Origin of the sequence: Mycobacterium shigaense, assembly GCF_002356315.1 — a bacterium.
GTDB lineage: Bacteria > Actinomycetota > Actinomycetes > Mycobacteriales > Mycobacteriaceae > Mycobacterium > Mycobacterium shigaense.
Window position 1 is genome coordinate 1,685,957 of the sequence record NZ_AP018164.1, and the last position, 18,188, is coordinate 1,704,144.

General features: G+C 69.7%; 8 protein-coding genes. 2 read left to right on the plus strand and 6 right to left on the minus strand.

The window, feature by feature from the left end; translation table 11 throughout:
- Positions 1-270: 270 nt before the first annotated feature.
- Both MSG_RS08005 and pks2 read left to right on the plus strand, forming a co-directional pair.
- Entirely contained in the window at positions 271-2,010 is a 1,740-nt protein-coding gene (locus tag MSG_RS08005) for an AMP-binding protein (protein WP_096438589.1), read from the plus strand.
- Positions 2,007-8,558: a sulfolipid-1 biosynthesis phthioceranic/hydroxyphthioceranic acid synthase gene (pks2, locus tag MSG_RS08010; RefSeq protein WP_162899172.1), complete on the plus strand. Its 6,552-nt coding sequence runs from the start codon at positions 2,007-2,009 to the stop codon at positions 8,556-8,558. The genes MSG_RS08005 and pks2 overlap by 4 nt, the downstream gene beginning before the upstream one ends.
- 9 nt (positions 8,559-8,567) lie before the next feature.
- On the opposite strand, the gene MSG_RS08015 is transcribed toward pks2, so the two are convergent.
- From MSG_RS08015 to MSG_RS08040, 6 genes are read right to left on the minus strand one after another with little or no spacing between them, the layout of a single operon-like run.
- Positions 8,568-9,818 carry a saccharopine dehydrogenase family protein gene (locus tag MSG_RS08015; RefSeq protein ID WP_096438593.1) on the minus strand — a complete coding sequence of 417 codons (1,251 nt, stop codon included), beginning with the start codon at positions 9,816-9,818 and terminating at the stop codon, positions 8,568-8,570.
- On the minus strand, positions 9,815-11,071 hold the full coding sequence (locus MSG_RS08020) for a phthiocerol/phthiodiolone dimycocerosyl transferase family protein (RefSeq protein WP_096438595.1): 1,257 nt from the start codon (positions 11,069-11,071) through the stop codon (positions 9,815-9,817). The genes MSG_RS08015 and MSG_RS08020 overlap by 4 nt, the downstream gene beginning before the upstream one ends.
- Before the next feature lie 13 nt (positions 11,072-11,084).
- A complete protein-coding gene (locus MSG_RS08025) occupies positions 11,085-11,915 on the minus strand; it encodes an ABC transporter permease (RefSeq protein ID WP_232011193.1) in 831 nt (276 codons plus the stop codon).
- Positions 11,915-12,691 (minus strand): ABC transporter permease, encoded by a 777-nt coding sequence (locus MSG_RS08030; protein ID WP_096438599.1) that lies wholly within the window; start codon positions 12,689-12,691, stop codon positions 11,915-11,917. Before MSG_RS08030 ends, MSG_RS08025 begins: the two co-directional genes overlap by 1 nt.
- Positions 12,692-12,723: 32 nt before the next feature.
- Positions 12,724-13,734 carry an ATP-binding cassette domain-containing protein gene (locus MSG_RS08035; RefSeq protein WP_096438601.1) on the minus strand — a complete coding sequence of 337 codons (1,011 nt, stop codon included), beginning with the start codon at positions 13,732-13,734 and terminating at the stop codon, positions 12,724-12,726.
- A 14-nt stretch (positions 13,735-13,748) separates the two neighbouring features.
- Positions 13,749-18,185 carry a type I polyketide synthase gene (locus MSG_RS08040; protein WP_096438603.1) on the minus strand — a complete coding sequence of 1,479 codons (4,437 nt, stop codon included), beginning with the start codon at positions 18,183-18,185 and terminating at the stop codon, positions 13,749-13,751.
- Positions 18,186-18,188: the final 3 nt, after the last annotated feature.

Consider the following 18,188-nt stretch of genomic DNA (forward strand, 5'->3'; position numbering starts at 1 on the left):
CGCTATATCGGCTGGTCAACGATATTTCCGATTCGCCTACGAGGTCGCCGGAGAAGGGGTAGGTTGCTCGCTGTGGAGGTTGTCATGACCGTGGGCGCTGGCTCATGTCAGCAGAGCGCCCCCGGATCGTCGTGTCCGGGGTGGTGCTGCCGCGATCGACGTCCGTAACGGCAATGGCAGGAGCGGGGGCTCCAGTAAGCCAGACCGCGCCATCCAGCGGGGGACGAGGATGCGCAAAAATACTTGGTAGAAAATTGAAAGGGTAGTTTGATGTCCTCAATTGAGTCCTCCATTCCTGCGGTGCTCGCCGAAAACGCTCGCCGGCACGCCGACGAAACGGCGTACACATTCATCGACTACGACGTGGACCCCGCGGGTTTTGCCGAAAGCTTGACCTGGTCGCAGCTGCAGCGTCGAGTGTCGACCGTCGCCGACGAACTCAGACGCACCGGCACGACCGGCGACCGCGTGGCGATACTGGCTCCGCAGAGCCTTGACTACGTGGTGGGCTTTTTCGGCGCGCTGCAAGCCGGTTTCCTCGCGGTTCCGCTGTCGGTCCCGCAGTTGGGCGCCCATGACAGCCGGGTGGAGTCGGCGCTGCAGGATTGCACACCCGCCGCCGTCATCACGACGTCCGCCGCCGTCGACAGCGTCGTCAAATATGCCGAGGGGAACGGTTCTTGGGCCGCGCCGGCGGTCATCGAAATCGACTCACTCGACTTTTTTTCCGCGGGTGATTTCACGCCGGTCGAGTACGCCCAGCCCAAGGAGGCGTATCTGCAATACACGTCGGGATCGACCGGTCAGCCGGCGGGCGTAATCATCACCCATGACAACGTGATCGCCAATTGCCAGGATCTGGAAAATGGTTTGTTCGACGTTTCCGGGCTGCCGGAATCGTTGGTGTCGTGGCTGCCCTTCTATCACGACATGGGGCTCATCCAGGGGATCTGCTTCCCCGCGGTCTGGGCACGCCCGTCGGTGCTGACCAGCCCGCTGGCGTTTCTGATCGAGCCCGCCCGCTGGATGAAGCTGCTCGCGGCCAACCCCCGGCCGTTCTCCGGGGGCCCGAACTTCGCCTTCGACCTGGCGGTGCGCAGAATTTCCGACGACGACATGGCCGGGCTCGACCTCGGCCACGTGGTCGGGCTCGCCAACGGCAGCGAACGGGTGCAGCCGGCGTCGATCGCCCGCTTCATGCAGCGTTTCTCCAAATACAACCTGCCGGAGACGGCGGTACGGCCGTCCTACGGGCTGGCCGAGGCGACGCTGTACCTGGCCAGCGCGAAGACGGGGCAGGCCCCCGCGTCCGTGCGCTTCCAGTACGACCAGCTTTCGGGCGGTCGCGCCAAGCCGTGCACCGAGGAGCAGGGCGGCAGCGAACTCATCAGCTACGGCGCCTTGAAGTCGCCGCTGGTGCGGATCGTGGACCCCAAGACCAACACCGAGACCCCGCCGGGCGTCATCGGCGAGATCTGGGCGCACGGCAAGAACATCGGCGCGGGCTATTGGCGCAACCCCGAGCGGACCAAGGGCACCTTCGGTGCGCGGCTTGCCTCGCCGTCCGAGGGCACGCCCGAGGGCCCCTGGCTGCGCACGGGTGACCTGGGCTTCATCTCCGACGGCGAGCTGTTCATCATGGGCCGCCTCAAAGACCTGCTCATCGTCGACGGCCGGAACCACTACCCGGACGACATCGAGCAGACCGTCACCCAGATCACCAAGGGCCGGGTCGCGGCGATCTCGGTCGCGAACGACACCAGCGAGCAGCTCGTCGCGATCGCCGAGGTGAAGAGCAAGGGCTCCGACGAGGATTCCCTGCAGAAGCTTCGCTCGATCCGGCGGGACGTCACAGCCGCGATCTCGAACGCACACGGCGTGCGGATTTCCGATCTCGTCCTGGTGGCGCCGGGTTCGCTCCCGCTCACGACCAGTGGCAAGGTCCGGCGGTCGACGTGCATCGAGAGCTACCGGCGCGAGGAGTTCGAGCGCTTGGACGTTTCGGCGTGACGGCGGCGGTCCCAGATGAGGCCGAGCTGCGTCGCTGGCTGATCGACTATCTCGTCACCGAGATCGGTTGCCACCCCGACGACGTCGGCCTGGACGTCACGTTCAACGATCTGGGCGTGGGGTCCCGCGACGCGGTCGTGCTCTCCGGGGAATTGGCCACCGTGGCGGGCCGGGCGGTGTCCCCGCTAGATTTTTGGCAGCATCCCACGATCGACGAATTGGTCCGGTTCCTGACCACACCCGAGGCCGCGGCGACTGCGGGCCCGGCAGGAAACGGTTGGGTGGACGAGCCGATCGCCGTGGTCGGGTTGGGCTGCCGGTTTCCGGGTGAGATCTCCGGGCCGGAGTCGTTCTGGCGCTTCATGTCTGAGCGCCGCTCGGCGATCACCGAAGTGCCTGCCGAACGCTGGCAGCCCTTCGACGACGGCTCACCGGAGATCGCGACGGCGCTGGCCGGCACCACCCGGTGGGCGTCGGTGCTGACCGACGTCGACGGTTTCGACGCGGAGTTCTTCGAGATCTCCGCGCACGAGGCGACCGCGATGGACCCGCAGCAGCGACTGTTGCTGGAGGTGGCCTTCGAAGCGTTGGAGCATGCGGGAATTCCCGCGGAATCGCTGCGGCATTCGCAGACCGGAGTTTTCGCCGGCGCCTGTGCGGCCGACTACGGCTACTTGGCGGGATCGGATCTGAGCCGCGTCGACGCGTGGAGCAACATCGGCGGCGCGTTGAGCATCGTCGCCAATCGGCTGTCCTACGCCCTGGACCTGCGCGGCCCCTCGGTATCGATCGACACGGCGTGTTCGTCGTCGCTGGTTGCCGTGCACCTGGCGGCGCAGAGCCTGCGCGGGGGCGATTGCGAGCTGGCCATCGCGGCCGGCGTGAACCTGCTGTTGTCGCCGGCCATCTTCCGCAGCTTCGACGGCGCCGAGGCGCTGTCGCCGACGGGTGCGTGCAAGTCTTTCGATGCCGGCGCCGACGGGTTCGTTCGCGGCGAGGGCTGCGGCGCGGTGGTGCTCAAGCGGCTGAGCGACGCCGTGCGCGACGGGGACCGGGTGCTGGCGGTGATCCGGGGATCGGCGGTCAATCAGGATGGCCGATCCAACGGGCTGATGGCGCCGAACCCGTCCGCACAGATGGCGGTGCTGCGCGCGGCGTGCGCCAACGCGGGTGTCGCACCGCATCAGGTGGACTACGTCGAGACGCACGGGACCGGAACGCTGCTGGGCGACCCGATCGAGGCGCGCGCCCTGGGCACGGTGCTGGGCCGCGGACGCCCCGAGACCGCGCCGCTGCTCATCGGCGCCGTCAAGTCCAACGTGGGTCACTTGGAGGGTGCGGCCGGGATAGCGGGACTGATCAAGGCCGTGCTGGCGGTGCAGCGCGGGCAGATCCCGCCGAACCTGAACTTCCAGACGCCGAACCCGCACATTCCCTTCAAGGACATGCGGCTGAAAGTCGTTGCCGAAAGCACCGATTGGCCGGACACGGGAGCCCCGCGGCTGGCGGGGGTGTCGTCGTTCGGCTTCGGCGGCACCAACGCGCACGTGGTGCTGGAGCAGGCACCGCCGGTGGATTCCGTTGCACCGCAACCGGAGCCGGCCGTGACCACCCTGGTGGTGTCGGGCAAGACCACCGAACGGGTGCAGTCGTGGGCAGCGGTGCTGGCCGAGTGGATGGACGGCGAGGGTGCCGAGGTGGCACTTGCCGACGTTGCCCACACGCTCAACCACCACCGGTCGCGGCAGGCGAGATTCGGCACCGTGTGCGCGCGGGATCGCAAGCAGGCGATCGCCGGCCTGCGCGCGCTGGCCGAGGGCACGCCGTCGGACGGGGTGGTGTTCCCCAGCGAGACCGCGGGGCGGCCCGGCACCGTGTTCGTGTATTCGGGGCAGGGCTCGCAATGGGTGGGGATGGGCCGGCAACTGCTGGCCGATGAGCCGGCGTTCGCAGCCGCCGTGGCCGGATTGGAGCCGATTTTCCTTGCCCAGACCGGATTTTCGCTGCAGCAGGTGCTGAGCGACGGTGGGCCGGTGACCGGGATCGAGCGGATTCAGCCGGTGCTGGTGGGTGTGCAGCTGGCGCTGACGGCGTTGTGGCGGTCCCACGGCGTGGAGCCCGACGCGGTGATCGGGCACTCGATGGGCGAGGTCACCGCGGCGGTGGTGGCCGGCGCGCTGAGCGTCGCCGACGGTTTGCGGGTCATCGCCACCCGGTCGCGGCTGATGGCCCGGCTGTCCGGCCAGGGTGCGATGGCGCTGCTGGAATCCGACGCCGCGGCCACCGAGGCGCTACTGGCCGACTACCCGGACGTGAGTATCGCGGTGTACGCCTCGCCGTCCCAGACCGTGATCGCGGGCCCGCCCGAGCAGGTGGACGCCGTGATCGCGGCGGTGGCCGGTGCCGATCGGCTGGCCCGGCGCATCGAGGTCGACGTGGCCTCCCACCACCGGATCATCGATCCGATCCTGCCCGAATTGCGTACCGAGCTAATCGATTTGGCCCCGGATGCCCCGGCGATCCCGGTGCTCAGCACCACCTGCGGCCCCGCCGACGATGCGCCGGTGTTCGACGCCGACCATTGGGCAGCCAACTTGCGCAACCCGGTTCGGTTCAGTCAGGCCATCGCGCAGGCCGGGGCCGACCACGGCACTTTCATCGAGATCAGCCCGCACCCGGTGCTGACCCACGCCATCAAGGACACCCTCGGCGGGGGCGATCACCTGATCGTCGGCACCCTGCAGCGCGACGCCGACGACACGCTGGCGTTCCACACCAACCTGAACACCAGTCGCACCGCCCATCCGCCCCAGACCCCGCATCCGCCCGAGCCACACGTGCCGCTGCCCACCGCGCCGTGGCACCACACCCGCCACTGGATTGGTGCCGCCGCACACCGCCCGCAGCTGGCGCTGGAATCGGTTGGCGGGCGGACTCTTTCGGTGCATCCGCTGTTGGGGGCGCACGTGCGCTTGCCCGAGGAGCCCGAGCGGCACGCCTGGGCGGGCGACGTCGGGACCACGGCCCAGCCCTGGTTCACCGACCACCAGGTGCACGCGGTGCCGGCGTTCCCCGGGGCCGCTTACTGCGAAATGGCCCTGGCCGCCGCCCGCGCGACGCTGGGCGACGCATGCGAGGTGCGCGACATCCGGTTCGAAGAGCTGTTGTTGCTCGACGACGAAACCCCGCTGAGCGCCGACGCGGTGGCGGAGGCGCCCGGCGTCTTCGCCTTCGAGGTGCAGACCGACCACGAGGGCGAGCGCGCGCGGCGCGCGTCGGCGACGTTGCGGGCGGTCGACAGCGAGGACCAACCGCCCGCGCACGATGTCGCCGCTCTGGTGGCCGCGCACCCGAACCGGGTGGCCGGCGAGGAGCTGCGGGAGTGGTTCGCCGACCGGGGTGTCAAGTTCGGCCCGGCCTTCGCGGGCCTGGCCGCCTCCTACACCGCCGCGGGGGCGGACGGCACCGTGCTGGCCGAACTCGAACTGCCGCAATCGATTCGCGCACAGCAGGCCGGTTACGGCATACACCCAGCACTGCTTGATGCCTGCTTCCAGTCCGCGGCGGCCCACGCCCGCAGCAGCGACGTCGGCGAGGGCGGCCTGCTGTTGCCGCTGGGGGTGAACCGGTTGCGCAGCTACGGCCCGGCGGCCGACGCCCGTTACTGCCTGAGCCGGGCGACCGAGAAGGGCCCGGCGGGGATGCGGATCGACCTCGACGTATTCGACGAGAACGGGGCCGTGCTGCTGGTGGTGCGCGGGCTGCGGGTGGGCAGCGACGTCACCGAAAGCGTTGCCCGGCAAAGGCTGATGGCCGAACGCCTGCTGACGATCGACTGGCAGCCGCGTGAGCTGCCCGCCCTGGGTGAAGACGGGGGCGACGGCGGCGCCGCGACGTGGCTGCTCCTCGTCAACTCCGGTACCGAGGATCTGTTGGCGGCCGGGCTGGCGGATGCGCTGAAAATCGAAGGCGCGCAATGCAAAACGGTGCTCTGGCCGGAACGCGGCACCGCCGCGCTCGAGCTGGCCGACGTCGGCGGCGTCGTGGTACTGACCGGTTCCGCGGGATCCAACGACGACGAGCAGTGTCCGACCCGCGGCCGCGAGCAGGTCCGCCAGCTGGTGCGGATCGCCCGGCAGGTGACGGAAAGCCGCGACGAGCCACCGCGGCTGTACGTCGTGACCCGCAACGCCGCGACGGTATTGCCCGACGACCGGCCCCAGCTGGACCAGGCGGGACTGCGCGGGCTGATGCGGGTGCTCGCCGCCGAAGACGCCCAGCTGCACGCCACCCAGATCGACCTGGACGAGGGCGCGGACGCTGCGCAGCTGGCGCGCCAGCTGCTGGCGAATTCGGATGAGGACGAGACGGCTTGGCGTGGCGGGCAGTGGTACACGGCCCGGCTGCTGTCGGCCCCGCTGCGCCCCGACGAGCGGCGAACCGCCTCCGCCGACCCGCGCAACGACGGCATGCGCCTCGAGATCCGCACCCCCGGTGACCTGGAAGGCCTGGAGCTCGTGGCGTTCGACCGGACCCCTCCGGGGCCGGGGCAGATAGAGGTTGCGGTCACGGCCTCCAGCCTCAACTTCGCCGATGTGCTCATCGCCATGGGACGGTTCCCGAGCGTCGACGGGCGCCAACCGCGCCTGGGTATGGACTTCGCGGGCGTGGTCACCGCCGTCGGTCCCGGCGTCACCGATCACCAGGTCGGCGACCGGGTCGGCGGCGTGTCCGGAAACGGTTGCTGGGCAACGTTCGTCACCTGCGACGCCAATCTCGCCGTCGCGCTGCCGTCCGGCCTGGACGCCGAGCAGGCCGTCGCGGCGACGACCGCGTACGCCACGGCCTGGTACGGCCTGCAGGACATGGCCAGGATCAAGCCGGGGGAGAAGGTGCTGATCCACTCCGGCACCGGCGGCGTGGGGCGCGCCGCGATCGCGATCGCCCGACTGGCCGGCGCGGAGATCTTCGCGACGGCGGGCAGCCCGCAGCGGCGCGCGCTGCTGCACGACATGGGCATCGAGCACGTCTACGACTCGCGCAGCACCGAATTCGCCGACGAGATCCGCCGCGACACCGACGGATACGGCGTCGACGTCGTCCTCAACTCCGTCACCGGCGCGGCTCAACGCGCCGGGTTCGAACTGCTGGCGATCGGCGGCCGGTTCGTGGAGATCGGCAAGCGCGACGTCTACGGCAACACCCGGCTGGGTCAGTACCCCTTCCGCCGCAACCTCACCTTCCACTACCTCGACCTGGCGCTGATGGCCGCCAGCCAGCCGCGGCACGTCAACGAGCTGCTGCGCACGGTGTACCGGTTGGTCGGCGACGGCGAGCTGCCCCCGCTGGAGCGCACGGTCTATCCACTTGTCCAGGCGGCCACCGCAATTCGGGTGATGGGTGCCGCCGAGCACACCGGCAAGCTCATTCTGTCCATCCCGCAGGACGGCCGGGCCGACGTGATCGTCCCGCCGGAGCGGGCCCACGTGTTCCGCGGCGACGGCTCCTACATCATCACCGGCGGCCTGGGCGGCCTCGGGCTGTTCCTGGCCAGGGAGATGGCCACGGCGGGCTGCGGGCGAATCGTGCTCACCGCCCGGTCGAACCCGACGTCCAAGGTGCTGCAGGCCGTCGAGCGCATCCGCACCGGCGGGGTCGACGTGGTCGTGGAATGCGGCAACATGGCCGAGGCCGACACCGCGGACCGGGTGGTGGCCGCGGCCACGGCCACCGGGCTGCCGCTGCGCGGGGTGCTGCACGCGGCCGCGGTGGTCGAGGACGCCACGCTGGCCAACATCACCGACGAGCTGATCGAACGCGACTGGTCGCCCAAGGTGTTCGGCGCCTGGAACCTGCATCACGCGACGCTCGGCGAGCCGCTGGACTGGTTCTGCTGCTTCTCCTCGGCGGCCGCGTTGCTGGGCTCGGCCGGGCAGGGCGCATACGCGGCCGCTAACAGCTGGGTGGACGCGTTCACACTGTGGCGGCGGAGCCTGGGCCTGCCGGCGCTGGCGATCGCGTGGGGGGCGTGGGGCGAGGTCGGGCGCGCCACTCACCTGGCCGAGGGCGGCCGCACCACGATGATCGCCCCCGACGAGGGCGCCCGCGCGTTCACCGAACTGTTGCGCCACAACCGTGCCTACACCGGCTACGTTCCGACGACGGGGACGTCGTGGCTGGCGGCGCTGGTCGGCCGCAGCCCGTTCGCCGAGGCGTTCCGGGGCGGCGGGGAGCAGCGGAGCGGCGCCAGCACGCTGCGGACCGAGCTGCGCTCGCTGTCGCAGGACGAGTGGCCCGCCCGGCTGCGTCGGCTGATCACCGAGCAGACCGGGCTGATCCTGCGCCGCACGGTCGATCCCGACCGCCCGTTCGTCGAGCACGGGCTCGACTCGCTGGGCAACCTGGAGCTGCGGACCCGCATCGAGGCCGAGACCGGAATTCGGGTCACTCCCAGGGCGATCGCCACCCACAACACGGCCCATGCGCTCAGCCTGCACCTGACCGAGACGCTGGTGGCCGAACAGGACCAAGCGCTGACGTCGGGGTAGCCGCCGGCGTCAGCTCAGCCGCGCCGTCCCGATGGACACCCCGGCGGCGGGCAGCCGCGCCAGCAGCGCGTCGCCCATCGCCGCGGCGGGAGTGAGCACGCCGGCCAACGGGGGAAGCCGGTCGCGGTCCAGCGCCAGCGCCAGGCCGCTCTCCCCGAGCATTATCGAAGTCCCTTGGTAGGCATCGCAATTCTGCGAGAAGTTCGCCAGGTAGCGGGCGCCGCTCGTGGTGGTGGTGTACGTCTCGACGGCATAGTGGCCGCGCTGGCGCGCCTTCTTGCCCGGGCCGGCGCCCGGCGCGGGCGCCAACCACTCCACCAGTCGCTCGGGCAGCCGGCTGAAGTACCGGTTGCCCAGGTACACGGCGGCCGACAGGGCGCCGGTCGCGAGCGCCGACACCACGGGGGCCACCCATGATTTCCCGAAGCTCATCGCCTCGGAGTAGCGGAAGTCGCGGCCATACGACCAGCCTTGTAATGCGTTGCTATGGCGGGCAATTCGAGTGTTGTGGCCGGCCAGAACAAACCCGCCGGTCCAGTAGCCGGCCAGCTCGGGGGCGATGTCGCGGCCCCGGCGCCAGCGGAAGTCCGGCTGCGGGCCCAGCTCCGGTTCGGCGGCCCGGTCGGTGGTCAGCGTGTACGGGTCGTCGATGATCGCGCGGGTTTGCGCGTCGGCCGAAGCCGCGCGAATGGTGCCCAGCAGCGAGGCGACGGTGCCGCCGGACGCCCCGAGTTGGGAGAAGGAGCGCAACACCAGGGTGGTGTCGCACAGCCCGCCGGCGCCGTCGTCGGCCGCGCGGCGGTACAGCTGGTAGACGTTGAGATCCGAAGGGATGGAGTCGAATCCGCACGACAGCACGATGCGTGCTCCGGTGTCGACGGCCTGCTTGTGGTACTGGTCGATGGCGTTGCGGGCGAACGTCAACTCGCCGGTCAGGTCGGCGTAGTCCGTCCCGGCCGCGGCGCACGCGGCCACCAGCGGCAGCCCGTAACGGGCATAGGGGCCGACGGTCGTGACCACCACCCGGGTCCGGGCGGCCATCGCCTCCAGTGTCGACGGCTGCGCCGCATCGGCTGTGAGCACCGGCCAGTCCCGTGCGGCCGAGCCGAGTGTCTGCCGCACGGCGGCCAGCCGGTCGGGGCTGCGGCCGGCCAGCGCGATGCGTACTTGCGCACCCCGCCGCGCGAGGTATTCCGCGGTCAGCTTCCCGGAAAAGCCGGTGGCGCCGTACAAGACGATGTCGAATTCGCGGTCGGTCACTCCATGACCCAGCTGTCCTCGGTGGCTGCCTCACACAGCCGGGAATGGATTGCCTCAAGCGGTTTCTCCACGCCCGGCAGGTTCGAATGGTGCTCGACGAGCAGCCGGCCCGCGAAGGTCACGCACGTGTAGAGATCGATCGGGGCGCGGGGCGCGAAGTAGAACTCGCCGCCGACGTCGACGACCTTGATGCCGGGCGGCGTGCGCATGTCGGGGATCCATCCGACGTCGGTGCACATCACGAACGGGGGGAGCCCGGGCAGCGACCCCTCGTACTGCAGGCGGAAGTGCAGCGACGATTGCTGGATCAGGCCCTCGGACAGGTCGGCCCGAAACGCGTCCTGGATGCCGCGGGCCAGGTCGACGAGTTCGGTGTCGGGCTCGATTTCGGCCAGGTAACTCGCCAACCCGAGGGGCAGCGTGCTTTCGGTCGCCCCCACCGGGGGCGTCAGATGGTAGCGCAGGTCGACGGGGTAGAAGTAGGGAATCGGAAGGTGCGGGGTATTGCGGATCTCCCACTCGGCCAGCAGGATGGCCGCGGCCACCAGGGAGTTGAGGCTGACCTGATTGTCGCGCCCCAGCTCCACCAGGTCGGTGGTCTCCTGCTCGGTCAACCGGAGCTGGGCAACCGGAATGGGTTGAATCACATCGGGATTCGTCACGATGTGTGGCCGCTGCACGCCGGACAGGTCGTAGCGGAACGCCGCCGGGTGCAGCCGCTCGAGCCCGGAACGCTGCTGCTTGGTCACGCCCCGTTGTTCGAGCAACGACTCGAGGGGTTCGGGCGCGGGCTGCGCGGTAACCGGCCCGGTGTCACCGTTGGTGACCACGTCGGTGTAAAGGGAGAGCAGCTCCTCGAAAAGACCGAACACATGGTGCCCGTCGGCCAGCGAATGGTGTGCGTACAGCGTCAATTCGGTTTGCTCGCTGCCGACTTTCAGCCGCAGGTTCAGCAGGGACTGGCCCTGGTCCAGGCGCATCCCGGCGATCGCGGATTCCGAGGTGCGGTCGGTGACCAACCACAACCCCGCGTGCATCAGGTCTTCGGCGACGATCTGATGCCGGCCGTCGCCGGCCTTCTCGAGATGGCCGGCGAAGATCGGATGCACCTGCAGCAGCGCGTCGAAGGCATCCGACATCGCGTCGATGTCGACGTCGCCGCTGACCTTGATGGTCAGCCCGAAATACGTCTCGTTGGTTGCGAACACTTCCTCGCTGTGCGCGAGCTTGCGGATCACGGATCCGGGAAACACCCCTGAACTCCCCCTATCTGCGCGTGCTGGCGCGGCGATAGCCGGCGAGCGTCGGCGCGATGCACACCGCGGTGATGCCGGCGATCCACAGCAACGTGCCGATCATCGGCCCTCGCACCGGGCCGCCCAGCGACAACCCGCGCATCGTGTCGATCGCGTAGCTGATCGGCTGGTGCGCGACCACCGGCTGTATCCACTTCGGAAACTGGTTGACGGGCAAGAACCCGGTCGAGAACAGGATGGCCAGCAGATGCACGAGCGTAATCGCCTCGAGCAGAAAGTTTTTCGATGCGTACCAGGCGATCGTGGTGATCAGCGTCGAGAAGGCCAGACCGAACAGCACCGGAATCATCAGCCACACCAAGGTCGCGACGATGCCCTGCTTGAAGTGGAAACCCAGGATGGCCCCCGCGATCAGCACGACCACTGTCGTGATCATGATCCGGACGATCTCGGCGACGACGCGCGAACAGATGCCGGACGCCCGGTGGATGGGCAGCACCCACAGCCGGCGCAGCAGGCCGTCGTCGCGCTCCCGGATGAGGCCGATCGCGCCGACCGCCGCCCCGTTGACCGCGGCGGCCAGCACGTTCATCGGAACCGTGTTGTACAGCCCGCTGTAGCCGGCCACCTGTGAAACCGCATGGCCCAGAACAATGTTCATGGTGATCAGGAACATGACCGGCAACACGGTCACCATGATGATCGCCGTGAGGTCGCGCGACCATTTCAGGAGTATCCGCCTGGTCTGCACCAGGGTCTGCGGAATCAGCACTCGCGCGGAGTTCTCGAGCACCCGGTCCTCGGTCTGCGGGCGATCGGTCTCCTCGTACACCAGGGTCATCATGCCCGCCTGGACAACACGAGCACCGAGACCGGGACCAGCAGGGCGGCCAAGCCGCACAACCACCCGACCGTCGGCGCCACGGACGACCAGGTGACCGCCACGCCGAATGGCGGCTTGTCGCCGGCCAGCGCGTGCAGGCTGTCGACGAGCCGGGAGATCGGCTGGTTGCGCACGAAGGGCTGCACCCAGTGCGGGAACTGGTCCACCGGTTGCACGCCGACCGACAGCAACCCGAAGATCAACGGCGGCAGGGTCAGCAGCGGGGCCATGGCCTCCGGATTGCGGCTCCCGGTGCCCATCAGGTCTGCGGCGAAGGACAGCAGCGCCCCGAACACCAGCACCAGCACGCAAAAGCCGACCGTGTCGGCCGCCGAGCCGCGGAACCGGAATCCGATGCTGTAGCCGGCGATCACGGCCACCGTCAACGACACCAGGCATCGGTAGACCGCGGCCGAGATGCGGGCGACCACCGGCGTGAACGGCGCGATAGGCATGGACCGGAACCGGCGGTTGATGCCCTGCACCGAGTCGGTCGCCGCCCGGAATGCCGTCGACATGGCGGCAAAGGTGATGGCTTCCAACGCGATCAACGGCATCAGGTACTGCGCGTAGCTGCTGGCGACGCCCCGGGTGGCATTGCCCATGATCTCGTGCAGCGGAATGTAGAACCCGGCCGTGAACACCACCGAGGCCGCGATGGTGACGGCGAGTTCACCGTTGCGCAGGGTCGGCGCGATGAAGCGGTTGGTGAGTACCCACCACTGCGCCCGCATCGACGGGTCGGGTCGCGCGACGGCGGCGGCGGTCAACTGACCACCTCCGGGACCGCGCGACGCGGGGCGGGGGAATCCTCGGTCAGCGCGAGGAATACGTCGTCCAGCGACGGCCGCCGCAGCGCGACATCGGCGACCGGGATGTTGGCCGCGGCCAGCCGGCCCACCGCCTCCAGCAGCGTGGCGGCGCCATCGGGTGCCGGCATCGCGATGCGATCGGACTCGGCCGTCAGGCCGGCCCGGTTCTTCTCCGGCAACAGCGAACCGAGGGTGTCGGCGATCGCGGCCAGATCGTGGAGATCGACCGGCACGATCTCGCAGTAGCTGCCGCCGGTGCGGGCCTTGAGCTCGTCGGCCGTTCCCTCGGCGATGACCCGCCCGTGGTCGATCACGATGATCCGGTCGGCCATCGCGTCGGCCTCCTCGAGGTACTGCGTGGTCAGCAGGGTGGCGATGCCGCGGTCCTTGAAGTGGCCGACCAGATCCCAAATGCTTTGCCTGCTGCGCGGATCCAGGCCTGTCGTCGGCTCGTCGAGGAAGACCACCTGGGGCGGAACCACCAGGCCGCACGCGATGTCGATCCGCCGGCGCATGCCGCCGGAGTACGTTTTGACGCGCCGATCGCCGGCATACGCGAGGTCGAACTCCTCGATGAGTTCCTTGGCGCGGCTGCGTGCGGCCTGCTTCTTGAGCCCGTAGAGGCGGCCGAACATGTACAGGTTCTCGACTCCGGTCAGCGTGTCGTCGAGCGCCACCTGCTGGCCGGTGAGCATGATCGACCGGCGCACCCCGGCCGCCTCGGTCACCACGTCGTAGCCGGCGACCACCGCCCGGCCCGAATCGGGGCGGCTCAGGGTCGACAGGATGTCGACCAGCGTGGTCTTGCCCGCCCCGTTGGGCCCGAGCAGCCCGAGCACCTCGCCGCGGCCGACTTCGAAGCTGACCTCGTGCAGGGCCACGAACTCGCCGAAAGACTTGCGGACCTTGTCGACGACGACGGCTTTTTCGAAGGCCTTGTCAAAGTTTCGCTGTGCGTTGCTCATCGGGAGTCCCTGCCTCAGGCGTCCGACAGATCCACCAGGGCCAGTTCCACGGGTTTCGGACCCGTGTCGCCGCCGTCGGGGACGACGTCGTCGGCGTCGCGGGTCAACTCGCGCAGCGCATCGCCGAACCGCTGCGCGAGGGCTTCGGCGCGGGCGCCCGAGACGCGGCGAGCGTCGTACCACCAATCGAGGTGCAGCACCCCGGAATGCCGGTACACCCGAAGCTCGAGGGCGTGGCCCAGGCCGGGAATCGCCTCACGCACCGGCATCGCGGCATCGGAGTCGAACTGGACCGGCGCGTCCAGCGGCGGCGGTTCGGGGATCATGCCGATGTAGCGCAGGTGAATGTCGGGCGACCCCAGCGGCGCCAACAGCCGGGCGGTGGGCGCGTAGACGTAGCGCAGCAGCCCGTAGCCGACCCCTTGGTGCGGAACGGATTTGACGGCGTCGCGCACGGCGGACAGCACGTCGAGCAGGGAGTCGTCCTGGTCGCACGGCAGCGCCGTCGGGTAGACCGTGGTGAACCGGCCGACGGTCCGGCGCAGATCGACGTCGGGCCGCAGCACCGAACGCCCGGCGCCCTCCAGGTCGACCGAAACCACGCCCACACCGACGATTTGGGCGATCGTCCGGCTCAACCCGGTCAGCAGGACTTCCTCCATCGGCACGCTCAGCCTGCGGCGCGCGTCTTCGAGCCCGGCGGTCTCGTCGAGGCTCAGCGCCGACGACAGCCGCACGAGGTCGCTGGCGCGAGGTTGCCCGGTGGCCTCGCGATCGCCCAGGCGCAGCGTGGCCGTGCTCGAGTTCTGCAGCCAGAAGTCGCAGGTGTCCAGCACCGCCGGATGGGTGGCCAGCGTCGCGGATCGCAACGACCATTCGCGCCAGGTGGCGGTGGTCGGGGGCAGCAGGATGTCGTCGCCGGCGAGCCGCTGGGTGAACGCGGTGAACAGGTCCAGCAGCAGGATCTCGCGCGAGGAGTTGTCCGCGACGATCTCGTGCGCCGACAAGATCAGGTAGGAGCCGTCGCGCCCGCCGATGAGATGGGTGGCGGTGAATGACGCCGCAAGGTCGTCCTGGGCGACCAGTTCGGCCACCACGTCCAGCACCGCCGCGCGCTCGGCGGCCGCCCCGTCCGCGGTGCCGGCCGGAAGCGACCGCGACGAAAGGTGCGCGAATTCCCGCGGTGCACCGATGTGCTGCCCCCACGTGCCCGCGCGGTCGACGAACTGCAGCCGCAGCGCGTCGTGCTGGTTCGCCAGGGCGGTGAGCACGGCGCGGACGTCGTCGAGGGTGACGCTGGAGGCGAGCCGGAAGATCAGCGGGATCCGCCAGCGGCCCGTCTCCTGCACGCCGTGTTCGAAGAAGCCGGCGATGTTCGCGGGCACCGGCAACTGCACCTCGGCGCCGAGCGGTTCGGTCAACCCGGCCCCGGTGAACTCCGCGTCGAGCGCCGCGGCCAGCCTGGCCACGGTCGGGTGTTCGTACAAGTGCTGCGGCGTGACGGTCAGGCCGGCGTTGTTCGCGTTGGTCGAGATACCGATCGCGATCAGCGAATCACCGCCCAGCTCAAAGAAATTGGCGTTGCGGTCCAGCGTAGTCACGCCCAGGCACTGCGACCAGATGCGATGCAGGGTCGCCTCGGTGGCCGACTCGCCGTGCACTGGCGCCGCGGCGGTCGCGACGCCGGTGCCGGCGGCGCCGTTGCGGCCCGACGGGGCCTCGGTCCACACGTTGGTTCGCGGCTCGATCCAATGGCGTTCGCGCGCAAAGGGATAGCCGGGCAGCGAGACCAGCTGGTTCGCCGACCCGGTGAGCGGGGAGAAGTCCACCGCCACGTCGGCCGTCCAGAGTTGGCCGAGCCCGAGCAGGAAGGCGTCACGGTCGGCGATGCTCTGCACGGGGTGACGCAGCAGCCGCACCCCGCGGTGGGTGCTCGACCACTTCGGGTGCCGGATCGCCGACCCGGTCAGGCTGCCGCCTGGCCCCACCTCGACGAGGACCCGGTTCGGGTCGCCGAGCATCACGTCGAGCTCGTCGGCGAACCGGACGGTGGCACGGATCTGCCGGGCCCAGGTCGCCGGGTCGGTGGCCTGCTCGGCGGTCATCCAGGTCCCGGTGACGTTGGACAGCAGCGGGATCTGCGGTTCGTTCAGCTGCACGCCGGCCAGGAATTCCTGGAATTCGTTCAGCACGGATTCCATTGCGGCCGAATGGAATGCGTGAGCCGTGCGAACCCGCCGGGCGGGGATGCCGTGCTCGCGCAGCTGCGCGGTGAACTCCCGGATCGCCTCGGGAGATCCGGCGACCACGCAGTTGCCCGGATCGTTGACCGCCGACAGGTCGACGCCGGCGGTGAGATGCTCGGCGATGTCAGCGGGGCTGAGCGCGACCGCGACCATGGCTCCGGCGGGCGAGGCGTGCATCAGCTGGGCACGCTTGGCCACCACCTTGATCGCCGTCGGCAGGTCGAAGACCCCGGCCAGCGTGGCGGCGGCGTATTCGCCGATGCTGTGTCCGGCCATCGCCGCGGCGCGCACGCCGTAGCTCTCGGCCAGCTTGCCCAGCGCGTATTCGACTGCGAACAGGGCGGGTTGGGCCCGGTCGGTGCGCTCCAGGTTGCCCTCGTCGCCCGGGCCCTCCGGTGACTCGGTGCCGAACACGATGGCCTTCAGGTCGATGCCGAGCTCGTCGCGGAATCCCGCCGCGCAGGCGTCGAAGTGCTGCGCGAAGACCGGCTCGGTGTCGTAGAGCCCGCGCGCCATCCCGGGGTGCTGGGCCCCCTGACCGGGGAACAGGAACACGACCCGGTCCGGGCTGCCCGCGGCGTCGGCGCCGCTGGCCTCGCTGACGAAGACGTTGTCGTGCTCGCCGGCCCGCAGCACGGCGGCCGCGTGCTCGCGGTCGTGCACGACGACGGCCGCGCGCACGTGATGCTTGCGCCGCCGCGCCAGGGTGGCGGCGGTGTCGCCCAGGCCGGGTGCGTGCGGGTTGTCCAGCGCGGCGGCCAGCGCCGAGCGCGCATCATCAACGGCCGCGGCGGTTTTCGCCGACAGCAGCAGGACCTGGGGCCCCGGGTGGGTGGCACCGGCCGGCACGGCGGGGGCCTCTTCGACCACGACGTGCGCGTTGGTGCCGCCCACGCCGAACGAGCTGACCCCGGCCCGGCGGATGCCGTCGGACTCCCACGGGCCGTATTCGGTCTGCACGACGAACGGGGTCTCGTCCAGGTGCAGCTCGGGGTTCGGGCTGGTGAAGTGCAGTGTGCCGGGGATCGCCTTGTTTTTCAGGCACAGAATGGTTTTGATCAGCCCCGCCACCCCGGAGGCGACCTCCAGGTGGCCGATGTTCGACTTGACCGCACCGAGCTTGCACGGGCCCGGCCGGGGTTGTTCAGACACCGCGAAAGCCGTTCGCAGGGCCTTGATCTCGATGGGATCGCCCAGCGGGGTGGCGGTTCCGTGCGCCTCGATGTAGCTCACGGTCGACGCGTCGATGCCGGCCACTGCGTGCGCCTCGGCGATGCAGTCCGCCTGCGCGGCCGGATTCGGCGCCGCATAGCCCATCTTCATCGAGCCGTCGTTGTTGATCGCCGAGCCGCGGATGACGGCGTGGATGCGGTCACCGGCCTCGACGGCGGCCTGCAGCGGCTTGAGGACCACGATGCCCACCCCGCTGCCGAAAACCGTTCCGTCGCAGCGCACGTCGAACGGCCGGCACTTGCCGAGGGCCGACACCATCGAGCCGGGCTCGTGCCAGTAGCCGACGTGATGCGGAACCCGTAGCGACACACCGCCGGCCAGCGCGACGTCGCATTCGCCGCTGAGCAGGCTCAGGCAGGCCAGGTGCACCGCGACCAGTGACGACGAGCACGCCGTCTGAATGGTCAGGCTGGGGCCGCGCAGGTCGAACTGGTGCGAGACCCGCGTCGACAGGTAGTCCTTGTCGTTCTGCATGGACAGCCCGACCGTCTCGAAGTTGAGGCCCTGCCCGACCGCGACGTGCGGGTCCTGGTGCGACATCAGGTTGTGCAGCAGGTAGGCGCTGGACGAGGTGGTCCCGTAAACACCGATGGAACCGTCGAATTCGGCCGGGTCGCAGCCCGCGTCCTCGAGCGCGTGCCAGGCGCACTGCAGGAACAGCCGGTGCTGCGGGTCCATGGTCCGGGCGTATTGCGGTGCGAGACCGAAGAATCCGGCGTCGAACTCGTCGATCCCGTCGAGCAGCGGTGCCCGCCGCACGTAGGACGGATTCGACAGCGCCTTTTCGCCGACCCCGGCCGCGCTCAGCTCCTGCTCGGACAGCGTGACGATCGATTCCCTGCCCTGGGCCAGGTTGTCCCAGAATTCGGTCAGGGAGTTGGCGCCCGGGAACCGCCCGGCCATGCCGACGACGGCAATCGCGTTGTCGGGCAATGTGGTCGGGTCCACAGCTCCGGTTGCGGGTGCGGTCAACGT

What these genes read in the sequence shown, in the direction of transcription:
- MSG_RS08030 (WP_096438599.1), bottom strand. Translation starts at nt 12,691, where the DNA reads ATGCGGGCGCAGTGGTGGGTACTCACCAACCGCTTCATCGCGCCGACC.
- MSG_RS08035 (WP_096438601.1), bottom strand. Translation starts at nt 13,734, where the DNA reads ATGAGCAACGCACAGCGAAACTTTGACAAGGCCTTCGAAAAAGCCGTC.
- MSG_RS08025 (WP_232011193.1), bottom strand. Translation starts at nt 11,915, where the DNA reads ATGACCCTGGTGTACGAGGAGACCGATCGCCCGCAGACCGAGGACCGG.
- MSG_RS08005 (WP_096438589.1), top strand. Translation starts at nt 271, where the DNA reads ATGTCCTCAATTGAGTCCTCCATTCCTGCGGTGCTCGCCGAAAACGCT.